Origin of the sequence: Citrobacter sp. Marseille-Q6884 (genome assembly GCF_945906775.1) — a bacterium.
In the GTDB taxonomy this organism is placed as follows: Bacteria; Pseudomonadota; Gammaproteobacteria; order Enterobacterales; family Enterobacteriaceae; genus Citrobacter.
The window spans coordinates 1,673,361-1,694,309 of sequence record NZ_CAMDRE010000002.1 but is presented as its reverse complement, the minus strand read 5'-3'; the positions used below and the strand labels follow the sequence as shown (position 1 = coordinate 1,694,309).

Annotated in this window: 20 protein-coding genes; 11 read left to right on the top strand and 9 right to left on the bottom strand. The window is 55.0% G+C overall.

What is annotated here, in order from left to right:
- The first annotated feature begins 5 nt into the window (after positions 1 to 5).
- The 3 genes from N7268_RS23165 to topB all read left to right on the top strand — a co-directional run bounded on the left by N7268_RS23165 (position 6) and on the right by topB (position 3,662).
- On the top strand, positions 6 to 557 hold the full coding sequence (locus tag N7268_RS23165; protein ID WP_260864642.1) for an NAD(P)H nitroreductase: 552 nt from the start codon (positions 6 to 8) through the stop codon (positions 555 to 557).
- 116 nt (positions 558 to 673) lie between these two features.
- Positions 674 to 1,717 carry a selenide, water dikinase SelD gene (gene selD / locus N7268_RS23160; protein ID WP_260864641.1) on the top strand — a complete coding sequence of 348 codons (1,044 nt, stop codon included), beginning with the start codon at positions 674 to 676 and terminating at the stop codon, positions 1,715 to 1,717.
- Positions 1,718 to 1,721: 4 nt separating this feature from the next.
- Positions 1,722 to 3,662, top strand: coding sequence for a DNA topoisomerase III (gene topB / locus N7268_RS23155; RefSeq protein WP_260864640.1), 1,941 nt, complete (start codon positions 1,722 to 1,724; stop codon positions 3,660 to 3,662).
- 67 nt (positions 3,663 to 3,729) lie between these two features.
- Here the strand turns inward: topB and gdhA are convergent, their stop codons facing one another.
- The gene (gene gdhA / locus N7268_RS23150; RefSeq protein WP_260864639.1) at positions 3,730 to 5,073 is read right to left on the bottom strand and encodes an NADP-specific glutamate dehydrogenase; all 1,344 of its coding nucleotides are present in this window, start codon (positions 5,071 to 5,073) and stop codon (positions 3,730 to 3,732) included.
- Between the two features lie 252 nt (positions 5,074 to 5,325).
- On the opposite strand from gdhA, the gene N7268_RS23145 reads away from it, so the two are divergent.
- Complete coding sequence (locus N7268_RS23145) at positions 5,326 to 5,586, top strand: YnjH family protein (protein ID WP_198905422.1); 261 nt, start codon at positions 5,326 to 5,328, stop codon at positions 5,584 to 5,586.
- On the opposite strand, the gene N7268_RS23140 is transcribed toward N7268_RS23145, so the two are convergent.
- A complete protein-coding gene (locus N7268_RS23140; protein WP_260864715.1) occupies positions 5,546 to 5,962 on the bottom strand; it encodes a pyrimidine (deoxy)nucleoside triphosphate diphosphatase in 417 nt (138 codons plus the stop codon). The two genes, N7268_RS23145 and N7268_RS23140, sit on opposite strands and share 41 nt — an antisense overlap.
- 76 nt (positions 5,963 to 6,038) lie before the next feature.
- Here N7268_RS23140 and N7268_RS23135 point away from each other — a divergent pair, with 76 nt between their 5' ends.
- Both N7268_RS23135 and N7268_RS23130 read left to right on the top strand, forming a co-directional pair.
- Entirely contained in the window at positions 6,039 to 6,608 is a 570-nt protein-coding gene (locus N7268_RS23135) for a carboxymuconolactone decarboxylase family protein (RefSeq protein ID WP_260864638.1), read from the top strand.
- Entirely contained in the window at positions 6,601 to 7,224 is a 624-nt protein-coding gene (locus N7268_RS23130; protein ID WP_260864637.1) for a CDP-alcohol phosphatidyltransferase family protein, read from the top strand. Before N7268_RS23135 ends, N7268_RS23130 begins: the two co-directional genes overlap by 8 nt.
- Positions 7,225 to 7,271: 47 nt before the next feature.
- Here the strand turns inward: N7268_RS23130 and N7268_RS23125 are convergent, their stop codons facing one another.
- The 7 genes from N7268_RS23125 to xthA all read right to left on the bottom strand — a co-directional run bounded on the left by N7268_RS23125 (position 7,272) and on the right by xthA (position 14,400).
- Positions 7,272 to 8,579 (bottom strand): sulfurtransferase, encoded by a 1,308-nt coding sequence (locus N7268_RS23125; RefSeq protein ID WP_260864636.1) that lies wholly within the window; start codon positions 8,577 to 8,579, stop codon positions 7,272 to 7,274.
- 86 nt (positions 8,580 to 8,665) lie between these two features.
- Entirely contained in the window at positions 8,666 to 9,298 is a 633-nt protein-coding gene (locus tag N7268_RS23120; RefSeq protein WP_260864635.1) for an ATP-binding cassette domain-containing protein, read from the bottom strand.
- Positions 9,298 to 10,833, bottom strand: a complete 1,536-nt coding sequence (locus N7268_RS23115; RefSeq protein ID WP_260864634.1) for a thiamine ABC transporter permease — start codon at positions 10,831 to 10,833, stop codon at positions 9,298 to 9,300. The genes N7268_RS23120 and N7268_RS23115 overlap by 1 nt, the downstream gene beginning before the upstream one ends.
- Positions 10,806 to 11,975, bottom strand: coding sequence for an ABC transporter substrate-binding protein (locus N7268_RS23110; RefSeq protein ID WP_260864633.1), 1,170 nt, complete (start codon positions 11,973 to 11,975; stop codon positions 10,806 to 10,808). Before N7268_RS23110 ends, N7268_RS23115 begins: the two co-directional genes overlap by 28 nt.
- Before the next feature lie 32 nt (positions 11,976 to 12,007).
- Positions 12,008 to 12,718, bottom strand: a complete 711-nt coding sequence (locus N7268_RS23105; RefSeq protein ID WP_260864632.1) for a TVP38/TMEM64 family protein — start codon at positions 12,716 to 12,718, stop codon at positions 12,008 to 12,010.
- Positions 12,715 to 13,389: a TVP38/TMEM64 family protein gene (locus tag N7268_RS23100; protein ID WP_260864714.1), complete on the bottom strand. Its 675-nt coding sequence runs from the start codon at positions 13,387 to 13,389 to the stop codon at positions 12,715 to 12,717. Before N7268_RS23100 ends, N7268_RS23105 begins: the two co-directional genes overlap by 4 nt.
- Positions 13,390 to 13,593: 204 nt before the next feature.
- A complete protein-coding gene (gene xthA, locus N7268_RS23095; protein ID WP_198904407.1) occupies positions 13,594 to 14,400 on the bottom strand; it encodes an exodeoxyribonuclease III in 807 nt (268 codons plus the stop codon).
- A gap of 444 nt (positions 14,401 to 14,844) precedes the next feature.
- Here xthA and N7268_RS23090 point away from each other — a divergent pair, with 444 nt between their 5' ends.
- The 5 genes from N7268_RS23090 to astE are packed head-to-tail and all read left to right on the top strand — an operon-like array spanning position 14,845 to position 20,869.
- Complete coding sequence (locus N7268_RS23090; RefSeq protein ID WP_260864631.1) at positions 14,845 to 16,065, top strand: aspartate aminotransferase family protein; 1,221 nt, start codon at positions 14,845 to 14,847, stop codon at positions 16,063 to 16,065.
- A complete protein-coding gene (gene astA, locus N7268_RS23085; protein ID WP_260864630.1) occupies positions 16,062 to 17,096 on the top strand; it encodes an arginine N-succinyltransferase in 1,035 nt (344 codons plus the stop codon). The genes N7268_RS23090 and astA overlap by 4 nt, the downstream gene beginning before the upstream one ends.
- Positions 17,093 to 18,571: a succinylglutamate-semialdehyde dehydrogenase gene (gene astD, locus N7268_RS23080; RefSeq protein ID WP_260864629.1), complete on the top strand. Its 1,479-nt coding sequence runs from the start codon at positions 17,093 to 17,095 to the stop codon at positions 18,569 to 18,571. Before astA ends, astD begins: the two co-directional genes overlap by 4 nt.
- A complete protein-coding gene (gene astB, locus N7268_RS23075; protein ID WP_260864628.1) occupies positions 18,568 to 19,911 on the top strand; it encodes an N-succinylarginine dihydrolase in 1,344 nt (447 codons plus the stop codon). Before astD ends, astB begins: the two co-directional genes overlap by 4 nt.
- Positions 19,904 to 20,869, top strand: a complete 966-nt coding sequence (gene astE, locus N7268_RS23070; RefSeq protein ID WP_260864627.1) for a succinylglutamate desuccinylase — start codon at positions 19,904 to 19,906, stop codon at positions 20,867 to 20,869. Before astB ends, astE begins: the two co-directional genes overlap by 8 nt.
- Positions 20,870 to 20,949: the final 80 nt, after the last annotated feature.

Sequence of the window (20,949 nt, the reverse complement as noted above, 5' to 3'; positions counted from 1 at the left end):
AACAAATGGATGCACTCGAATTACTGATGACCCGTCGTAGCGCTTCTCGTCTTGTCGAACCGGCACCGTCGGGAGAGCAATTACAAAACATTCTACGGGCAGGCATGCGCGCGCCTGACCACAAATCGTTACAGCCGTGGTGTTTTTTTGTTATTGAGGGCGAAGGGCGTGAGCGTTTTAGCGCGGTGCTCGAAAAAGGCGCGATTGCCGCGGAGAGTGACGAAAAAGCCATCGAAAAAGCGCGTAGCGCGCCGTTCCGTGCACCGCTGATCATCGCGGTGGTCGCGAAATGCGAAGAGAACGACAAGGTTCCGCTCTGGGAGCAGGAGATGTCCGCCGGTTGTGCGGTAATGGCGATGCAGATGGCGGCGATTGCCCAGGGCTTTGGCGGTATCTGGCGTAGCGGTGCGTTAACGGAAAGCGCAGTAGTACGCGAGGCATTTGACTGCCGTGAGCAGGATAAAATTGTCGGTTTCCTCTATCTGGGCACGCCACAGCTCAAAGCTTCTACCTCGATTAATCTTGCCGACCCCACCTCGTTCGTCCGTTATTTTTGATATCAACGGCTAAACTGTCTGGATTATGAGCAAAGACACCCGAATTCAGACAGTCGCTCTTACCACATCACGGAATGAGCGCTACCATAGCCCGATTGCAATGACAGGAGATGTCCATGAGCGAGCAAGCTATTCGTTTAACGCAATACAGCCACGGAGCCGGTTGCGGTTGTAAAATTTCCCCCAAAGTGTTGGAAACCATCCTGCACAGCGAACAGGCGAAGTTCGTCGATCCGAACTTACTCGTCGGTAACGAAACCCGTGATGACGCGGCTGTGTACGATCTGGGTAATGGCACCAGCGTTATCAGCACCACCGATTTCTTTATGCCGATTGTCGATAATCCGTTTGATTTTGGCCGCATTGCGGCGACCAACGCCATCAGCGATATCTTCGCAATGGGCGGCAAACCGATTATGGCGATTGCGATTCTGGGCTGGCCGCTTGATAAGTTGGCGCCGGAAATCGCCCGTGAAGTGACGGAAGGCGGCCGTTTCGCTTGCCGTCAGGCCGGGATTGCGCTGGCTGGCGGGCACTCGATTGATGCCCCGGAACCTATTTTTGGTCTTGCGGTGACCGGCGTTGTGCCGACCGAGCGCGTGAAGAAAAACAGCACAGCCGAAGCGGGATGCAAACTGTTCCTCACCAAACCGCTGGGTATCGGCGTGTTGACCACCGCAGAGAAAAAATCGCTGCTCAAGCCTGAACATATTGGTCTGGCAACGGAAGTGATGTGTCGAATGAACGTTGCAGGCGCAGCGTTTGCGGATATCGAAGGCGTGAAAGCCATGACCGACGTGACCGGCTTTGGCCTGCTGGGACACCTGAGTGAGATGTGTCAGGGCGCAGGGGTTCAGGCGCAGATCGTGTACCAGGACATTCCTAAGCTCCCCGGCGTTGAAGAGTACATCGCGCAGGGCGCCGTACCGGGTGGAACACAACGCAACTTTGCCAGCTACGGGCACCTGATGGGTGAGATGCCGCAGGCGGTACGTGATTTGCTGTGCGATCCGCAAACGTCAGGGGGATTGCTGCTGGCGGTTACGCCGCAAGCCGAGGCCGAAGTCAAAGCTGCGGCGGCGCAGTTCGGCATCGAACTTACCGCGATTGGTGAGTTAGTGGACGCTCGTGGCGGTCGCGCCATGGTTGAGATTCGTTAACTCGATGCGGTTGTTTATTGCCGAAAAACCGAGTCTGGCTCGCGCGATTGCCGATGTGCTCCCCAAGCCGCATCGTAAAGGCGATGGTTTTATCGAATGCGGAAATGGACAGGTGGTGACCTGGTGTATTGGTCACCTGCTTGAACAGGCGCAGCCAGATGCCTATGACAGTCGTTATGCTCGCTGGAGTCTGGTCGATCTTCCGATTGTCCCGGAAAAGTGGCAGCTACAGCCGCGTCCCTCTGTGACCAAACAGCTCAACGTCATCAAGCGCTTTTTGCATGAGGCAAGTGAAGTCATTCACGCGGGAGACCCCGATCGTGAAGGGCAACTGTTAGTGGATGAAGTGCTTGATTACTTGCAACTGGCTCCCGAGAAACGCCAGCAGGTGCAACGTTGCCTGATTAACGACCTCAACCCACAGGCGGTAGAACGGGCGATTTCCCGACTGCGCGCAAACAGTGAATTTATCCCGCTGTGCGTATCGGCGCTGGCGCGTGCGCGTGCCGACTGGTTGTACGGCATCAATATGACGCGCGCCTATACGATTCTTGGGCGCAACGCAGGCTATCAGGGGGTGCTGTCGGTTGGGCGCGTGCAGACGCCGGTTCTCGGGTTGGTGGTGCGACGCGATGAAGAGATTGAGAACTTCGTCGCCAAAGATTTCTTTGAGGTGAAAGCGCACATCGTGACGCCAGCCGATGAGCGGTTTACCGCCATCTGGCAGCCCAGCGAAGCGTGTGAGCCCTATCAGGACGAAGAAGGGCGTTTACTCCATCGTACGCTGGCAGAACATGTGGTGAACCGTATCAACGGTCAGCCCGCCATCGTCACCAGCTATAACGATAAACGGGAATCGGAATCCGCGCCGCTGCCGTTTTCGTTATCGGCATTGCAGATTGAAGCGGCGAAGCGCTTCGGTTTAAGCGCGCAGAATGTGCTGGATATCTGCCAGAAACTGTATGAAACCCATAAGCTGATTACCTACCCGCGTTCGGATAGCCGTTATTTGCCAGAAGAGCATTTTGCCGGACGTCATGCGGTCATGAACGCAATTAGCGTCCATGCACCGGATCTGTTACCGCAGCCTGCAGTCAATCCCGACACACGTAATCGCTGCTGGGACGATAAAAAAGTCGATGCGCACCACGCCATTATTCCCACTGCGCGCAATACCGCTATCAATCTGAATGACAATGAAGCGAAGGTGTATAACCTTATTGCGCGCCAGTATCTGATGCAATTCTGCGCGGACGCGGTATTCCGTAAGTGCGTCATTGAACTGGACATCGCGAAAGGGAAATTTGTCGCCAAAGCGCGTTTCCTCGCCGAAGCCGGTTGGCGGACATTGCTCGGCAATAAAGAGCGCGATGAAGATAACGACGGTACACCGCTGCCGGTTGTGGCGAAAGATGATGAGTTGCTGTGTGAAAAAGGCGAAGTGGTTGAACGTCAGACCCAACCGCCGCGCCACTTTACCGACGCGACGTTGTTATCTGCGATGACCGGGATTGCGCGATTTGTACAGGACAAAGATCTGAAAAAGATCCTCCGCGCGACGGATGGTTTAGGTACAGAAGCGACGCGTGCGGGAATTATCGAACTGCTGTTCAAGCGCGGTTTTCTGGTGAAGAAGGGGCGTTATATTCACTCAACCGATGCCGGAAAAGCGTTGTTCCACTCGTTGCCAGAAATGGCGACGCGACCCGATATGACCGCGCACTGGGAGTCGATTCTGACGCAAATCAGTGAAAAACAGTGCCGTTATCAGGACTTTATGCAACCCCTGGTGGGAACGCTGTATCAGTTGATCGATCAGGCCAGACGCACGCCGGTACGCCGATTCAAGGGAATTACCGCGCCGGGTGGTGGTGAAAAGAAAAAGAGCGCGCCGCGTAAACGTGCGACGAAAAAAAGCCCGCCATCCGGGGAGGCGAGCCTGTAAGTTGTCGCGGGCAGTTTGTCGGCCGGATAGGGGCGAAAATACCTTATCCGGCCGTACAGATTCGGTGTTAAATCACACCCTGACCCAGCATCGCGTCGGCGACCTTCACAAAACCCGCGATATTAGCGCCGCGCACGTAGTTGGTTTGTTTGCTCTCTCCCCCGTACTCCACACAGGCATGGTGAATGTCCAGCATAATGTGGTGCAGGCGCGCATCCACTTTTTCCGCTTTCCAGCCCAGACGCGCGGCGTTCTGCGCCATTTCCAGACCCGAGGTTGCGACACCCCCGGCGTTGGCCGCTTTGCCCGGTGCGAACAGGACGCCCGCTTCCAGGAACAGATCGGTTGCTTCGATGGTGGTCGGCATATTCGCGCCTTCAGCAACTGCTTTCACGCCGTTAGCGATAAGTACTCGCGCCGCATCGACATCCAGTTCGTTCTGCGTGGCGCAGGGCAGAGCGATGTCTACCGGTACAGACCACGGCTGCTTGCCTTCCAGATACGTCAGGCCAAACTCACGGGCATAATCCGCCACGCGACCGTCACGGCTGTCTTTGATCGCACACAGACGCGCCAGTTTCTCTTTGGTAAAGCCGCTTTCGTCCACCACGGTTCCGCTGGAATCGGATGCGGTAATCACGCGAGCACCAAACTCCATCGCTTTTTCAATGGCATATTGCGCAACGTTGCCGGAGCCGGATACCGACACGCGCATCCCCTCAAAGCCCAGACCATGACGTTTTAGCATCGCTTCAGTGAAATACACCAGGCCATAACCGGTCGCTTCCGGGCGGATCAGGCTGCCACCGAAAGAGAGTCCCTTACCGGTAAAGACGCAGGCGCTGTTGTTGGACAGCTTTTTCATCATCCCGGCCATAAAGCCGACTTCGCGTCCACCCACGCCGATATCACCCGCAGGGACGTCGGTATCAGGTCCTAAATGGCGGAACAGCTCGGTCATCAATGCCTGACAGAAGCGCATCACTTCGCCTTCGCTTTTGCCTTTTGGATCAAAATCGCTCCCGCCTTTACCACCGCCCATTGGCAGCGTGGTGAGCGCGTTTTTAAAGGTCTGCTCGAAGCCGAGGAATTTCAGGATCGACAGATTCACTGAAGGGTGGAAACGCATCCCACCTTTGTAGGGACCAATGGCGGAGCTGAACTGCACACGCCACGCACGGTTAACCTGTACCTGATTACGGTCGTCCAGCCAGACTACGCGGAACTGGATCACGCGCTCTGGCTCAACCAGACGTTCCAGCAATGACATCTGACGATAACGGGGGTTTTGCTCAAGAAACGGCCACAGTGTGGTCATGACTTCACGAACGGCTTGCGCGAACTCGGTTTGATTCGGGTCGCGCTTTTGTACATGGTTGAGAAATGACGCCAGAGAACCTGTCTGATCCATAGATATAAGAACCTCTTATGTGTTGATATGGTTATAATTTTGATGTTTGTGTTAATTGTTGTGCTGTTTTTGACTATAACATCAGCAGTGTGACGGGACGCAAGAAAAAAATCCCCGCGCTAAGGAAATTAATATTGCGACGTGGGTCATAACCAAAAGCGATGACGGAAGGGGCTAAAGTTTCGGTGGGTTTATACCGTTATACTGAGCATAGATGTCAGTTTAAAAGGAAAGAGTATGCGCCGTCTTATCATGGCAGGTGCGCTGGTGATGCTATCCAGCGCGGCACTGGCAAATCAGCTTTACCGCCCGGATGTGCAAGTGAATGTCCCGCCAGAAGTGTTTAGCTCCGGCGGTCAGCGTGCACAGCCTTGTAATCAGTGCTGTATTTATCAGGATCAAAACTACTCAGAAGGGGCGGTGATCAAAGCCGATGGCGTATTGTTGCAGTGTCAGCGCGATGATAAAACCATTAGCACGAATCCGCTGGTCTGGCGTCGCGTAAAAGAATAAACGCCTCTAACAGCGGGATATCCGCAGGCGCCAGCGGATAACGCCGTGCGTCCTCGGGTGAGCACCAGACCAAATCCTGATGTTCACAGGCATTCAGTTCGCCCTGATAGGACGGAACATGCCAGGCATGCAGATGAATCATCCGGCCGGATACTTCACGTTGATGGCTGGCAACGTATTGCCCAACGACCGCTTCAATGCCCAGCTCCTCGCGCAGTTCGCGAATCAGCGCCTGCGGCTGACTCTCTCCGGGTTCGACCTTACCGCCCGCGAACTCCCACATTCCAGACTGATCCGCATGCGCCGGGCGCTGGGCGAGTAAAATAGTGCCATCACGTTCAATGATGGCGGCGACAACGTCGAGGGTTTTCATCATATTCATCAAGATTTAACGTCAGAAGATGACATACTATCGCTATCTTTGTTTTATCTGAAGTATTCAGGAGCAACCGTTGAACGATCCTCAATCGTGGGTAAAGCCGTTAACGCAAATCCCTTTCAGCCTGAAACCGCTCGTTGCCACACAGAAAAAACACTATGGCGAGGTATTACATCCCACCCGCTGGTGGGGGCGAATGCCTTCTCTGTTCTGGCTGGTGGCGCTGTTTGTCGGATTTCTGGAGCGCAAACGGGCACGATTAACGCCGGTGATGCGAGCCCTGTTGATGACACGCGTGTCTCAGGTTTGCCATTGCGCCTTTTGCATTGATGCCAACAGCTTACGGCTGGCTGAACGCTGTGGCGCGCTGGATAAAGTGCTTGACGTGGCGAACTGGCACACATCGGCGGTATTCAGTGAAGAAGAACGTATTGCGCTGGCCTATGCGGATGCGGTTACTGCCACGCCTCCGCAGGTTGATGAGGCATTGAAGGTGCAAATGAAGCAACATTTTACCGACGATGTGATTACCGAAATGACCGCGCTGATAGCGTTTCAAAACCTCTCGGCGCGCTTTAATGCCGCTCTGGATATTCCCTCTCAGGGACTTTGTGACAGCGTCAAAGGACATCCGCATGCTTGACCGCCATATTCATCCGCGGTTAAAACCGCTTTTGCACCAGTGTGCGCGTGTTATCGACAGGCCCGCCATAACCCCGGACGGTCTGACGTTGATTGGATTTGCTATCGGTGTTCTGGCGTTGCCTTTTCTGGCGCTGGGCTGGTATCAGTCCGCGCTGGTGGCCATTGTGCTTAATCGTCTGTTTGACGGGCTGGATGGTGCACTGGCGCGGCGTAGAGGATTAACCGATGCGGGGGGATTTCTTGATATCTCGCTCGACTTTTTGTTTTACGCCTTAGTGCCGTTTGGTTTTATTCTTGCTGCGCCGGAGCAAAACGCGCTGGCAGGGGGCTGGTTATTGTTTGCGTTTATCGGCACCGGCAGTAGTTTTTTAGCGTTCGCTGCGCTGGCGGCGAAGCACCAGATTGCTAATCCCGGTTATGCGCATAAATCCTTTTATTATCTGGGTGGGTTAACGGAAGGGACGGAGACCATTTTGCTGTTTGTGCTTGGCTGCCTGTTTCCGGGGTATTTTGCGGTGATGGCGTGGATATTTGGCGCGCTATGCTGGATGACGACGTTTACGCGGGTCTGGAGCGGGTATCTGACGCTGAAAGAAGCCCAGCGTCAGGCATAATGTTTTTGCAGGGCCTGATGCGCATCGCGTCATCAGGCCGTTCACATTTACTTGCTGCTGTCCGGGCCGCGTTCACCGCTGGCAACCGGGTTCTTCGGATTACTGCTCCACTCGTACCAACCGCCGTCATAGACAGACACGTTTTTCCAGCCCATCGCGCGGGCATACATAAACGTTTCGGAAGCACGCCAGCCGGTGCCGCAATAGAAAGAGACCTGTTGTTCCGGCAGGATGTTCCACTGCTTCCACATCGTGGCGATGTCATCGGCGCTGCGCATGGTGCCGTCCGGGTTATGGAAGTCTTCCATATGCGTGGAGTCGCTTCCCGCATGTCCCCAGCGCGCACCCGCAATCTCACCTTTTGGCTTGATGTAGCTGTAGCCGCTGGTGGTGCCGACAAATTCCGGCCATGAACGGATACTCACCAGTGATGCATCCTGACGATGCAGCAGGCCGCGCGCCTGTTCCATATTCAACATCAACTGAGGCTGAGCAGGAATCGTCACGCCGAAATCAGGCTCGGGTTTCACGGCTGGTGCAGTACCGCGTTCAACCGGTAATCCTGCATCGGACCAGGTTTGCCAGCCGCCGTCGAGCAGACGAACATCCTTCACACCCGCATACAGCATGATTTGTGCGACACGCGCAGCGGCGTACACATCACGACCGTACAGAATGACCGTGGTGTCATGACGAATACCGTGTTTAGCCAGCATCGCTTTTAACTGCGCGTCGGAGACCTTGTTCCACAACGGTTCGCTTTCAACTTCGTTGGTGTCAATGTATCCAGCCCCCGGAATGTGGCTGAGGAGATACAACTTCGGCGCGCCCCAGGCCGCTTCGATCACTTTCCAGTCGCCAGCCGGTTTGGCCGTCACGTCTTTGCCTTGCTGCAGGTCGTGCAGCCACTGCGGATAGACCAACTGTTCGAAGTGCGGTAAACGTTGCAGACGTGAGGGGTCTTTCAACGCATCGCTGAGCGTTGAAATGTGGTTAAAGCCCACTTTTTGCAGACGCGTTTTGACAGCCTGTATGTCGCTGCTGTTGCCATACAGCGCGACCGGTGCATCTGCTTTTAACTGATGTTGTTGGACCCAGGTGGAGAGCTGTTCATCGCTCATTTTGTCGAGCCAGGCGGCAGACAGGTTTAACGCGGAAGGTTCATGTCCTGAAGGACCGTTAAGCGATTGTGGCCAGCCATTATAAAAAGCGCTCTGACGGGTATCGATCGCCGCGCCTTGTTTTTGCTGTAACTGGTTGAGGGTGAGCGTCTGTGCTGTTTCAGCAGCCCAGGAAGAAGCGCAAGCGAGCCCTAAAGCCAGTGCCAGCGCGGTCATTTGAGAAACACGTTTCATCGAATAGCCCGACATTGAAAAAGAAGACGACATTCTGTGCCGTCAGCCGGGTAAAAACCTTGCGTTAACGCAGCATATCGACACATTCACGCCCAGTCATCCATCTGCAATACGTGGCCTGCGGGGGGAACGTCCTGAGCGTCATGGGTGACCTGTACCACGGGGATGCCTTGATGGCGAACTTCGGTGAATACCCACTGGCGAAACGTGTCACGCAGTGATGCATCCAACCGACTGAACGGCTCATCGAGTAGCAGGGCTTGCGGCTGGGCCAGCAATGCGCGAAGCAGTGCAATACGTGAGCGTTGCCCACCGGACAGTGAGGCCGGATCGCGAGAGTAAAATCCCGCCAGGTCGGCGCGTTCAAGGGCGCTTTCGACTTCATCGCGCCTGGCGGACCCTTTGCGCGTCGCCGGTAACGCCAGCAGTAAATTTTGCCCGACGCTAAAATGGTCAAACAACAGCGCATCCTGGAACAGGATACCAATCTGACGTTGTGCGGTAGGCAGTTTGTCCACACGTCGGTCGTTGAGCCACAGTTCGCCCACGGCCTGAAACTGAGATGACAACGCGCCGACCATCCATGAAAACAGCGACGACTTGCCGCTGCCCGACGGCCCCATGATCGTGATAATGTTGCCGTTATCGACCTGAAAATTGACGTCCTTAAGCAGATGCGTCGATCCCAGGTGCAGTGAAAGATTCTTCACAATAAGCATTAGCGGAGTCCTTGTCGAAAGCGGCCAACCCACAGAGAGAGTAACGCCGTCAATGCGAAAACCAACAGGGGCAACAGAAGCTGCCATAGCGCCTGCGTCGCCAGCAGAGTGGTGCTACCACCGCTGCTCAAGGCGACAGCCTCGGTGGTGAGCGTCGGATAGCGTCCGGCGCCTAACCAAAGCGTCGGCATGTACTGCGCGATACTGACGGAAAACCCGACGGCAAACGCGATCAGCGCCGGGCGCAGCAATAGCGGGCATTTCACTTGCCAGAATATGCGAGTCCGCGTCCAGCCCAGGGTCTGGGCAATCAAAATCAGACGTGGATCAATGCGTTGCCACGCCGGTTTGAGGACAAACAGCATCCACGGCGTGACCCATAACAGATGCCCCCAGATAACCGTCAGGAACAGACCATCCAGATTGGCCCGTAAAGCCAGCGTATATTGCCCGGTGACCAGCGGCAGTGCCGGAAGGATGATCGGCAGCCAGACCCAGCGATTTCCGGTCCTGGGACCCCATTCCAGCCATAAAAAGAGCGTAATAAGCGCCACTGTGCCGGAAATAACGCCCAACTGCAGGCTGGTAAATAAGGTCTCGCGATTCACCGATGTCAATTCAGCCATCAGCGCCAAAACCACTATGCATAACACGCCACTCAGGGGCAGAAGTCGTGCCAGCGCTTGTCCGGGCAGATAAGATGAAAAACGCTGACGCACACCGTTTACCGCCGGGAGCGTTCGTCGCCAGGCGCGCCAAAGCAGATACCCTACCAGCGTATATCCGCCCAACAACCCGACAAGCAGCAAACTGGCAAGCGTACCTTTCGCTTGCTGAACGACGTCCCCCTGGCTGAGCCATTGCCAGCTCAACACGGCCAGTGTTGGTGGATTACCGGGGCCAAGAATAATCGCCACATCCACGACGGACAGTGACCAGGCGACAATCGCCAGCATCACTTTGCCTAAAGCTGGCGCGACTGAGGGCAACACCAGCCAGTTAAGGCATTGCAGTCGGCTGTAGCCCAGGGAATCCATGACAATAACCTGCTGCGAGAGCTGTTTTTCGCTCAGCAAGGCTGAGAGGAGCCATAACAAAAATGCGCTCTCTTTGACCGCCAGCGTAATGCCAAGACCGATTCCGTAGCGATCGACCTGCGGGACCAGAAAGGGCAACACGCGATAAAGCATCCCGCCTTCGGCGAAGAGCAACAGGACGCTGGAGGCAAACGCGACGTGTGGAATCGCCAACAACCAGGGAAGACGGGTAGACAGCCGCATCCAACCCGCACCGGGCCACAGTGCAAGGATCGCCAGCAGCGCAATGGTCAGCGCGCCGATGGCCGCCAGGGTAACGGAAACCAGCGTCGCCAGCAGTGCTTGTGGTAGCTGGGGATCGGCAAACAGCGCCAGCCAGTGGGAGGGCGAAAGCGCCGGCGCGACGAGTTCGAAAGCCGCAGGTACCAGCGGCAAATAGATTGCCGCCATAATCCCCCATACCAGCAGAATTAATGCGTACCGTAACGGCGTAGCCATTCTTGTTCCAGTGCGTTTACCCATGCCGCATGCGGTTCAGGAAGAACAGTAGGGAGGCCCTGCGGGATCCGTGCCTGTAGCACGTCACGTTGTTCTGCAGGCAGCTTGCGCGGATCCAGCACGGAGGGATCGCCCCAAAATGTCGGATCGGCTTTACGTAGCTGTGCCTCGGGAGAGAGCAAAAAGTTTGCGACAACTTTTGCGCCCGCGCTGGCGCTAGCATTTGCCGGAATGGTGACAAAATGCACATTGCCGATCATCCCTTGTGAAAAACCAAAACTGTAGCTGTCTTTGGGTAATTCACCGCTGGCCACTTTTTGCTGAGCGTGTGCGGGATTAAAGGTCAGCGATAAACGCAGTGTTCCGCTATTCAACAGGGCATCCATACGCGCAGGCGATGGCGGAAAGTCTTTACCCTCACGCCATAATACGGGATGTAACGCATCAAGATATTGCCACAGTGGCGCGGTGATGGCGCCAAACGTTGCGCTATCGGGCGCTATTTTCAGTGCTTGCGGTTGCGTAGTGAGCGCAATCAATAACTGTTCCAGGAATGCCGTGCCGGTAAAATCAGGGGGACGCGGGTAGGACACGGTACCAGGATTCGCTTTGGCAAACGCCAGCAACGCCTGTGGAGATTGTGGCGGTTGCGCGGTGGCATCACGCCTGGCAATAAAGGTGAGCTGTGCGCCGCCCCAGGGTGATTCAGCCCCTTCAGTGGGAATGGAAAAGTCTTCGCTGACGGGCTTTTGGGTATCAACATAACGCCAGTTAGGCAGCATTTGCGCCCACTGTGTTTGCAGCAGATTGGCCTCTTTCAGCGTACGGAAGTTTTCACCGTTCACCCACAACAAATCGACAGAACCGCCGGTTTTACGTCCGGCTGCAGCTTCCGTCTGGATGCGTTTTACGGCATCAGCGGCATCGGCCAGGCGCACGATTTTCAGATTGATGGCGTAATGCGTTTTCATCTCACCACTCACCCAGTCGAGATACTGGTTCACGGCGTTATCGCCTCCCCAGGCGTTAAACCAGACTGTCTGGCCGCGCGCTTCGTTTTTGATCTGCTGCCAGCTTGCATCCTGCGCAAACGTCGTCAGGGGAGAAAGCAACAAACCCAGGCATAACAAGCCGTAACGCATAACACCTCCTTGAGATAGGGTGAACAGAGAATTCAGGAAACTTTCTTGTGTCGCTCCAGGTAAATGCTCCGCGCTACGGAGATAACCACGGTCAGGGCAAACAGGATAAACAGGCCGGTTACAAACCAAAACGTGCCGCCGGTTAACAGACTCCCAGCCCAGGAATAGACAATCGTGGCGGGCAACTGACCGAGTCCGGTCGCGAGGAAAAAATGGCGAAAGCGGATCGATGTCAGACCTGCGGCATAACTTACCGGATCAAACGGGACGAAGGGTAAAAGACGACACACCAGAATGGTATGTTTACCGTAGCGGTCAAAAAACGCATCCATGCTTTTTAGGACCGTTTTCCCGGTTAATTTTTCCACCGCACTGCGGCCAAAAACACGGGCGATAAAAAAGCATAGCGCGGCTCCCGCCATCGCGCTGGACCAGGAAAGTACGCCGCCCCAGAACGCCCCGAACAAAGAGGCATTCGCAAAGGTGATCAGGAAGGCCGGGAGCGGGGCGATGATGGCTTGCAAAATCATCAGGAAGAAAGAGACCACCGCGGCCTGAGTGCCCCAGGAGCGAATAAAGTCTTCCAGAGCATGTTGATCCACTGTGGCAAATGCCGCGAGGCTACGATGGAGAAAATCGCCCACGGCGGGTATCCATGCCCATGCCAGCAGTGCCAACAGCAGCAGAACGATCAGCCCTGTCCGGCAATATTTGAGTAAGCGTGCTTTATTCGGCTCGGTCATTTACCGGTTAACTCATGATTAACGGAGGGATTGACATGTTTATATCTGGCCCAGGTTTTCGCGACCTGCACCAGAGCGAATAAAACGATGCCGGCCACGCTAAGTTTAGCGATAAACATCAGCGTGATGCCTTCGCTGGCGAGTTCGTGCGACATCAGCGTATAAATAAAAATGCCAGGTAACGTCGTTACCGCAGAAATAAAGGTAAATGGCCAGAAAGAGATGGCGGTCAGCCCATAGGCATAATTTTGAATATTATACGGGAATAACGGGACGAGCCGGGTCAGGATCAAAAAGTCGGTTCCGCTGTGCGCAATCCCTTTTTCGATGGCCTGAAAGGTGGCGGTATGGCCGACATACTTAAGCAACAGTTCGCGGCCTAGCCAGCGCGCCAGTAAAAAGGAAAGCGCCGAGGCAACGGTTGCGGCAAATAAAGATATCAGGGTACCCGCCAGGGGGCCAAAGAGAATACCGCCGACGATCACCAGAATGCTGCCTGGGATCAGACACAACGCTGCCACGATAAAAAGCAGGGTATATAGCGCGTAGCCAAATATGCCGCTTTGGCGGATAACGTCTTGTAAGTGATGAAAATTCGTTATCAGGTCAGCCAGACCTAAATAATGGAAAACTCCCGTCAGGGCGCAGAGAAATGCCGCAGCAATCAGCAGCCTGTATTCTGCGTTATGCGAACTTCTTTTTCATGGGGGTTCTCCTGTAAAAGCGTGTGCACTGAAGCGTTTTCGCAAGCGAAAAGTGCGCAGGAAGATATATTAAATTCCCGTGCGTAACAATGAATTACCGTCGCTTTATTGATTTTGCACACAATATACCGACTCTCCAGGCCGGGCCAGGAGAGGGGTTAGCGTTGGCGATCAGACGCGGAATTTAGCCCACACTGGCGCGTGGTCTGACGGTTTTTCCATACTGCGGATCTCATAGTCGATCCCGGTTTCTTCGCAGCGTTCTGCCAGCGGATTGCTTGCCAACAGCAGATCGATACGCAGGCCGCGGTTATCGTCGAAGCCTTTCGAACGGTAATCAAACCATGAATACTGGTCGTTTGTTTCAGGATTCGCATGACGGAAAGTATCCACCAGGCCCCAGCCTAACAGGCGCGCCATCCACTCACGCTCTTCCGGCAGGAAGGAGCATTTACCGGTGCGCAACCAGCGCTTACGGTTCTCTTCGCCAATACCAATGTCCAGATCGGTTGGGCTGATATTCATATCCCCCATGATCAGCACCGGATTGTCACGCTTAAGCTCTGTCTCCAGATAGTTTTGCAGGTTTTGATAAAACGCGGCTTTAGCCGGAAATTTGGTTTCATGGTCGCGACTTTCGCCCTGAGGGAAATAACCGTTGATGACGGTGATATTACCCATCGGCGAAGGGATTTCCGCCATGATGATACGGCGCTGGGCTTCTTCATCATCGTTCGGGAAGCCACGGCGTACAGAAATCGGCGGTTCTTTCGTCAGCAGCGCAACACCGTAGTGCCCTTTCTGACCATGATAGAAGACGTTGTAACCCAGTTTTGCTACCTCTTCGAGAGGGAACATATCGTCGTGAACTTTTGTCTCCTGCAGGCCAATGACATCCGGTTGATGTTTTTCGACAATGGCTGCCAGTTGATGAGGACGGGCGCGCAGGCCGTTGATATTAAAAGAGACAAATTTCATAGTCGCTGCCACTTTGCAAGATGAATAGTGCAAGGATGTTAGCAGAATTTCCGCCGGATGACTGCCACTTGTCACCTGATTCCAACAATGATTGCTAATGGTGTTAACGATGGGGCAAAAACTGCACTCTTTTGGCGCGGAGCGCGTCAGAATGGAGCAATAATTTCCGATAAATTTCGTATACGATCACAATTCCAGAATTATATTTGGCAACTGAATAGAATTGCGTTTTTTTCTCTATTTTGTCGCCTGCCGCGCAAACATATTCACTTTATATGCACATGCAGTGAATAGCGTCAGGTTGTAACTTATTGATATTCCGTTCTCCCTCCCCGTTTATGCATTTTTTTTGCTGGCTGGCACGAACCCTGCAATCTACATTTACAGCGTAAACACTATATTTATTAACATATAGATAACTTTTTATTTACCGTTGAGGTCGCTATGTCTCTGTCAGTTACGCGTGAAAATTTTGATGATTGGATGATGCCCGTATACGCTCCGGCTCCTTTTATTCCGGTTCGGGGGGAAGGATCGCGTCTGTGGGATCAGCAGGGTAAAGAGTATATCGATTTCGCGGGAGGCATAGCGGTTAATGCGTTGGGTCATGCACACCCGGCGTTACGTGAAGTGTTAAACGATCAGGCCAGCAAATTTTGGCACACCGGTAATGGCTACACCAACGAGCCGGTACTGCGTCTGGCGAAAAAGCTGATTGATGCCACGTTTGCCGAGCGCGTTTTCTTCTGCAACTCCGGCGCGGAGGCCAACGAAGCAGCTTTAAAACTGGCGCGTAAATATGCGCATGATCATTCCGGCAGCCAGAAAAGCGGCATCGTGGCATTTAAAAATGCCTTCCATGGTCGCACGCTATTTACCGTAAGCGCCGGGGGGCAGCCTGCTTATTCACAGGATTTTGCGCCGTTGCCGCCGGATATCCGCCATGCCGTCTATAACGATCTCGACTCCGCCAGCCAGTTGATTGATGACACCACTTGCGCGGTGATTGTTGAGCCCATCCAGGGCGAGGGCGGCGTGGTTCCGGCGACAAAAGCCTTTTTACAGGGGCTGCGTGAATTATGTGACCGACACAATGCGCTGCTGATTTTTGATGAAGTGCAGACCGGCGTTGGGCGTACCGGTGAACTGTATGCCTATATGCATTACGGCGTGACGCCGGACCTGCTGACGACAGCCAAAGCGCTGGGTGGTGGTTTCCCTATCGGCGCGTTATTGACGACTGAACACTGCGGCCGCGTCATGACGGTCGGTACCCATGGTACCACCTACGGCGGAAACCCGTTGGCCAGTGCCGTTGCAGGCAAAGTGCTGGATATTGTCAACACGCCGGAAGTCCTGAACGGTGTGAAACAGCGCCATGACTGGTTTGTGGAACGTATTAACGCCATTAACGAACGTTTTGGACTGTTTAGTGAAATCCGTGGGTTGGGGCTGCTGATTGGCTGTGTGTTGAATGCCGAGTTTACCGGGAAAGCGAAACAGATCTCACAAGAAGCTGCCAGTGCAGGCGTGATGGTGCTGATTGCGGGCGGTAACGTGGTGCGTTTTGCGCCTGCGTTAAACGTCACTGAAGAAGAGGTGGCAACCGGCCTGGATCGCTTTGCGCTGGCCTGCGAACGTATTAAAGCAGGAGGTTCATCATGATGGTGATCCGTCCGATTGAACGCACTGATATCACGGCGCTCATGCAGCTTGCCAGTAAAACCGGCGGTGGATTAACGTCGCTGCCGGCAAATGAAGCAACGCTCATGGCGCGTATCGAACGTTCCCTGCAGACCTGGCAAGGCACGCTGCCAAAAAGTGAACAGGGCTATGTTTTTGTGCTCGAAGACAGCACGACCGGCACCGTGGCAGGGATTTGCGCGATCGAAGTGGCGGTTGGGCTGAACGATCCCTGGTACAACTATCGGGTCGGTACGCTGGTTCACGCCTCGAAAGAGCTAAACGTCTATAACGCGTTGCCGACGCTGTTTCTCAGTAACGATCACACCGGAAGCAGCGAGCTTTGCACATTGTTCCTCGACCCGGACTGGCGCAAAGAAGGTAACGGCTATTTACTGTCGAAGTCGCGCTTTATGTTTATGGCGGCATTTCGTGACCGGTTTAATGAAAAAGTCGTGGCAGAGATGCGCGGCGTGATTGATGAGCACGGTTACTCTCCATTCTGGCAAAGTCTGGGTAAACGATTTTTCTCTATGGAGTTCAGTCGCGCCGATTTTCTTTGCGGTACCGGGCAAAAAGCGTTTATTGCGGAATTGATGCCCAAACATCCTATTTATACCCATTTCCTGTCGGATGAAGCGCAACAGGTGATTGGCGAAGTGCACCCACAAACGGCACCGGCTCGCGCAGTGCTGGAGAAGGAAGGGTTTCGCTACCGTAACTATATCGACATTTTCGACGGTGGCCCGACGCTGGAATGCGACATCGACCGGGTGCGAGCCATTCGTAAAAGCCGGCTGGTGGAGGTCGCTGAAGGACAACAGGCGCCGGGCGACTATCCGGCCTGTCTGGTCGCGAATGAAGACTACCATAACTTCCGCGTCATGCTGGTTCGCGCCGATCCGCATACTCAGCGTCTGGTGTTGACGGCGGCGCAGCTGGATGCCCTGAAGTGCCATGCGGGTGACCGTGTACGTTTCGTTCGTCTTTGTGCAGAGGAGAAAACAGCATGACATTATGGATAAATGGCGACTGGGTCACAGGGCTTGGGCAGCGTCGGGTGAAAACCAACCCGGTGAGTGGTGAGGTGTTATGGCAGGGAAATGATGCCGATAACTCGCAGGTCGCTCTGGCATGCCGTGCCGCACGTGCGGCCTTTGCAGGCTGGGCAAAGCAACCCTTTACCGCACGTCAGACGATAGTCGAAAAATTTGCCGCGTTGCTGGAAAGCAATAAAGCAGAACTGACGGCCATTATCGCGCGGGAGACCGGAAAGCCGCGTTGGGAAGCCGCGACTGAACTGACCGCGATGATCAATAAAATCGCGATTTCTATCAAGGCTTACCATGTCCGCACTGGCGAGCAGCACAATGAATTACCGGATGGCGCCGCAACGTTACGCCATCGCCCGCACGGCGTGTTGGCGGTTTTTGGTCCGTATAACTTCCCCGGTCATTTGCCCAACGGACATATCGTTCCGGCTCTGCTGGCAGGTAATACGCTGATTTTCAAACCCAGCGAACTGACACCGTGGACTGCGGAAGCGGTGGTCAAATTATGGGCGCAGGCGGGATTACCCCCGGGGGTGCTGAACCTGGTTCAGGGCGGGCGTGATACGGGACAGGCGCTGAGTGCGCTGGACGATCTTGATGGCCTGCTCTTTACCGGCAGCGCCAATACCGGCTATCAACTGCATCGGCAATTATCCGGCCAGCCGGAAAAGATCCTCGCGCTGGAAATGGGGGGCAACAACCCGCTGATCATTGAGAACCCGGAAGATATCGACGCGGCGGTGCATCTGACTATCCAGTCGGCATTTGTCACCGCCGGGCAGCGCTGCACCTGCGCACGTCGCCTGCTGGTAAAAAACGGCGCACAGGGAGATGCATTCCTGGCGCGGCTGGTTGAAGTCAGTCAGCGCCTGCAGCCCGGAAGCTGGGATGACGAACCCCAGCCGTTTATTGGCGGACTGATTTCTGAACAGGCTGCACAGCACGTTTATGAGGCATGGCAACGTCTGGAAGCGCTGGGTGGGCGTACGTTACTGGCGCCACGGCGTGTGAAGGCCGAAACCTCTCTGCTGACGCCTGGTATTATCGAACTGACCGGTGTGACAAACGTGCCGGATGAAGAAGTCTTTGGCCCGCTACTCGGCGTCTGGCGCTACGACAGTTTTGATGAGGCGATTCGTCTGGCTAACCACACCCGTTTCGGTCTTTCGTGCGGGCTGGTGTCGCCGGACCGCGCACAGTTTGATCAGCTGTTGCTGGAAGCACGGGCCGGTATCGTTAACTGGAATAAACCCCTGACCGGGGCGGCGAGTACCGCGCCATTTGGTGGGGTGGGCGCATCCGGTAACCATCGCGCCAGCGCGTGGTATGCCGCAGATTATTGTGCCTGGCCGATGGCGAGCCTGGAGTCACCGGTCCTGACGCTGCCTGCCGCGCTTAACCCGGGACTCGATTTTTCACGCGAGGAGAAATTATGAAAGCGCGTGAGTTTAATTTCGACGGACTTGTGGGGCTAACGCACCATTATGCCGGGCTGTCATTTGGCAATGAGGCTTCAACCCGACACCGTTTTCAGGTATCCAATCCAAAGCTGGCGGCGAAGCAGGGGTTGCTAAAAATGAAGGCGCTGGCGGATGCAGGATTTCCTCAGGCAGTGATCCCGCCCCATGAGCGCCCGTATATTCCGGTATTGCGTCAGCTCGGATTCAGCGGTAGCGACGAGCAGATACTGGAAAAAGTGGCGCGCCAGGCACCGCACTGGCTCTCCAGTGCCAGCTCCGCTTCACCTATGTGGGTGGCAAATGCGGCAACGATATGCCCCTCAGCGGATTCACTGGATGGTAAGGTGCATCTGACGGTGGCTAACCTGAATAACAAGTTCCACCGTTCGTTGGAAGCGCCGACGACGGAATCGCTGTTGCGGGCAATATTCCGTGATGAAGATACCTTTGCCGTTCACAGCGCGCTGCCACAGGTGGCGCTACTGGGTGATGAAGGTGCGGCTAACCACAATCGTTTGGGCGGTGATTACGGCGACCCGGGCATGCAGTTGTTCATTTACGGCCGTGAAGAGGGCAGCGCAACGCAGCCGAAGCGTTATCCGGCGCGCCAATCCCGTGAGGCCAGCGAAGCTGTGGCGCGGCTGAATCAGGTCAATCCGCAGCAACTCATCTTTGCTCAGCAAAACCCGGAGGTTATCGATCTTGGCGTGTTCCACAACGACGTGATTGCCGTGTCGAACCGCCAGGTGCTGTTTTGCCATGAACTGGCGTTTGCGAAGCAACAGGCGCTATTACAGCAGTTGCGTAGCAAGGTGGACGGTTTTATTGCGCTGGAAGTGCCTTCAGCCGAGGTTTCAGTGCAGGATGCGGTGGCAACATATCTGTTTAACAGCCAGTTGTTGAGCCGTGATGATGGCTCAATGATGCTCATTTTGCCGCAGGAGTGCCGGGAGCATGCTGGCGTGTGGCGCTATCTGAACCGTGTACTGCAGGAGGATAATCCGATTGACGACCTGCGGGTGTTCGATCTGCGGGAAAGCATGTCCAACGGCGGTGGTCCGGCGTGTTTGCGTCTGCGTGTGGTGTTAACGCCGCAGGAACAGCGCGCGGTGAATCCGGCGGTAATCATGAATGATACGCTGTTCAATACGCTCAATAACTGGGTCGATCGTTACTACCGTGATCGCCTGACTGCGGCTGATCTCGCCGATCCCCACCTGTTGCGTGAAGGACGTGAAGCGCTGGACTCACTCACGCAATTGCTCAAACTCGGTTCTGTTTATCCCTTCCAGCAGGAGTGCGCGAGTTATGGATAATTTTCTTGCCCTGACGCTCGCGGGGAGCATCCCGCCTGTTACGCAGGGCGACGTGCACGGTTTTCACTGGCAGTGGGCAGGGCACGGTATCCTGGAACTCACGCCTCATGCACCGGTTGAACGTTCGCTGGTGCTCTCTGCGGGTGTCCATGGCAATGAGACTGCGCCGGTGGAGATGCTGGACGCGTTGTTGTCCGGGGTATTTAGCGGCGAGTTGGCGCTGACGTGGCGAATGTTGGTGATTCTGGGCAATCCGCAGGCGCTGGCAGCAGGGAAGCGCTATTGTCATAGCGATCTGAACCGCATGTTTGGGGGGCGGTGGCAGTTATTTGCTGAAAGCGGTGAAACGCTGCGCGCCCGCGAGCTTGAACTGTGTCTGGAAGACTTTTATTCGCGTGCAAAAGAGCCTGTGCGCTGGCATCTGGATCTCCACACCGCCATTCGTGGTTCACACCATCTGCGCTTTGGCGTGTTGCCACAGCGTCATGTTCCCTGGGATGAGGGATTCCTCTCCTGGTTAGGTGGAGCAGGACTGGAGGCGCTGGTGTTTCACCAGGCGCCGGGCGGCACGTTCACCCATTTCAGCGGGGAGCATTTCGGCGCGCTGGCCTGCACACTGGAGCTGGGTAAAGCGTTGCCGTTTGGGCAAAATGATCTGACGCAGTTTGCGCAGACAGCCGGTGCGCTGGCGCGTTTGCTGAAGGGTGATGCAACGGGTGCAGACGATTGCATCCCGGTGCGTTATCGCGTGGTATCGCAAATTACCCGGCGCAGCGACGATTTTGTCCTCCATATGGACAACCAGACGCTGAACTTTACCCCCTTTAAAGAGGGCACGCTGCTGGCGCAGGATGGCGATGAAAAGTTTATTGTCACCCGTGATGTGGAATACGTTCTCTTTCCAAACCCCAATGTGGCCCATGGCTTACGTGCTGGGTTGATGTTGGAAAGAATCTGATAAATATATTCGCCCTCAGGTTGACCCCTGGGGGATTATTTTTGCGTGCGGTTTCTATTTATTACAGATTAATCCTGGTA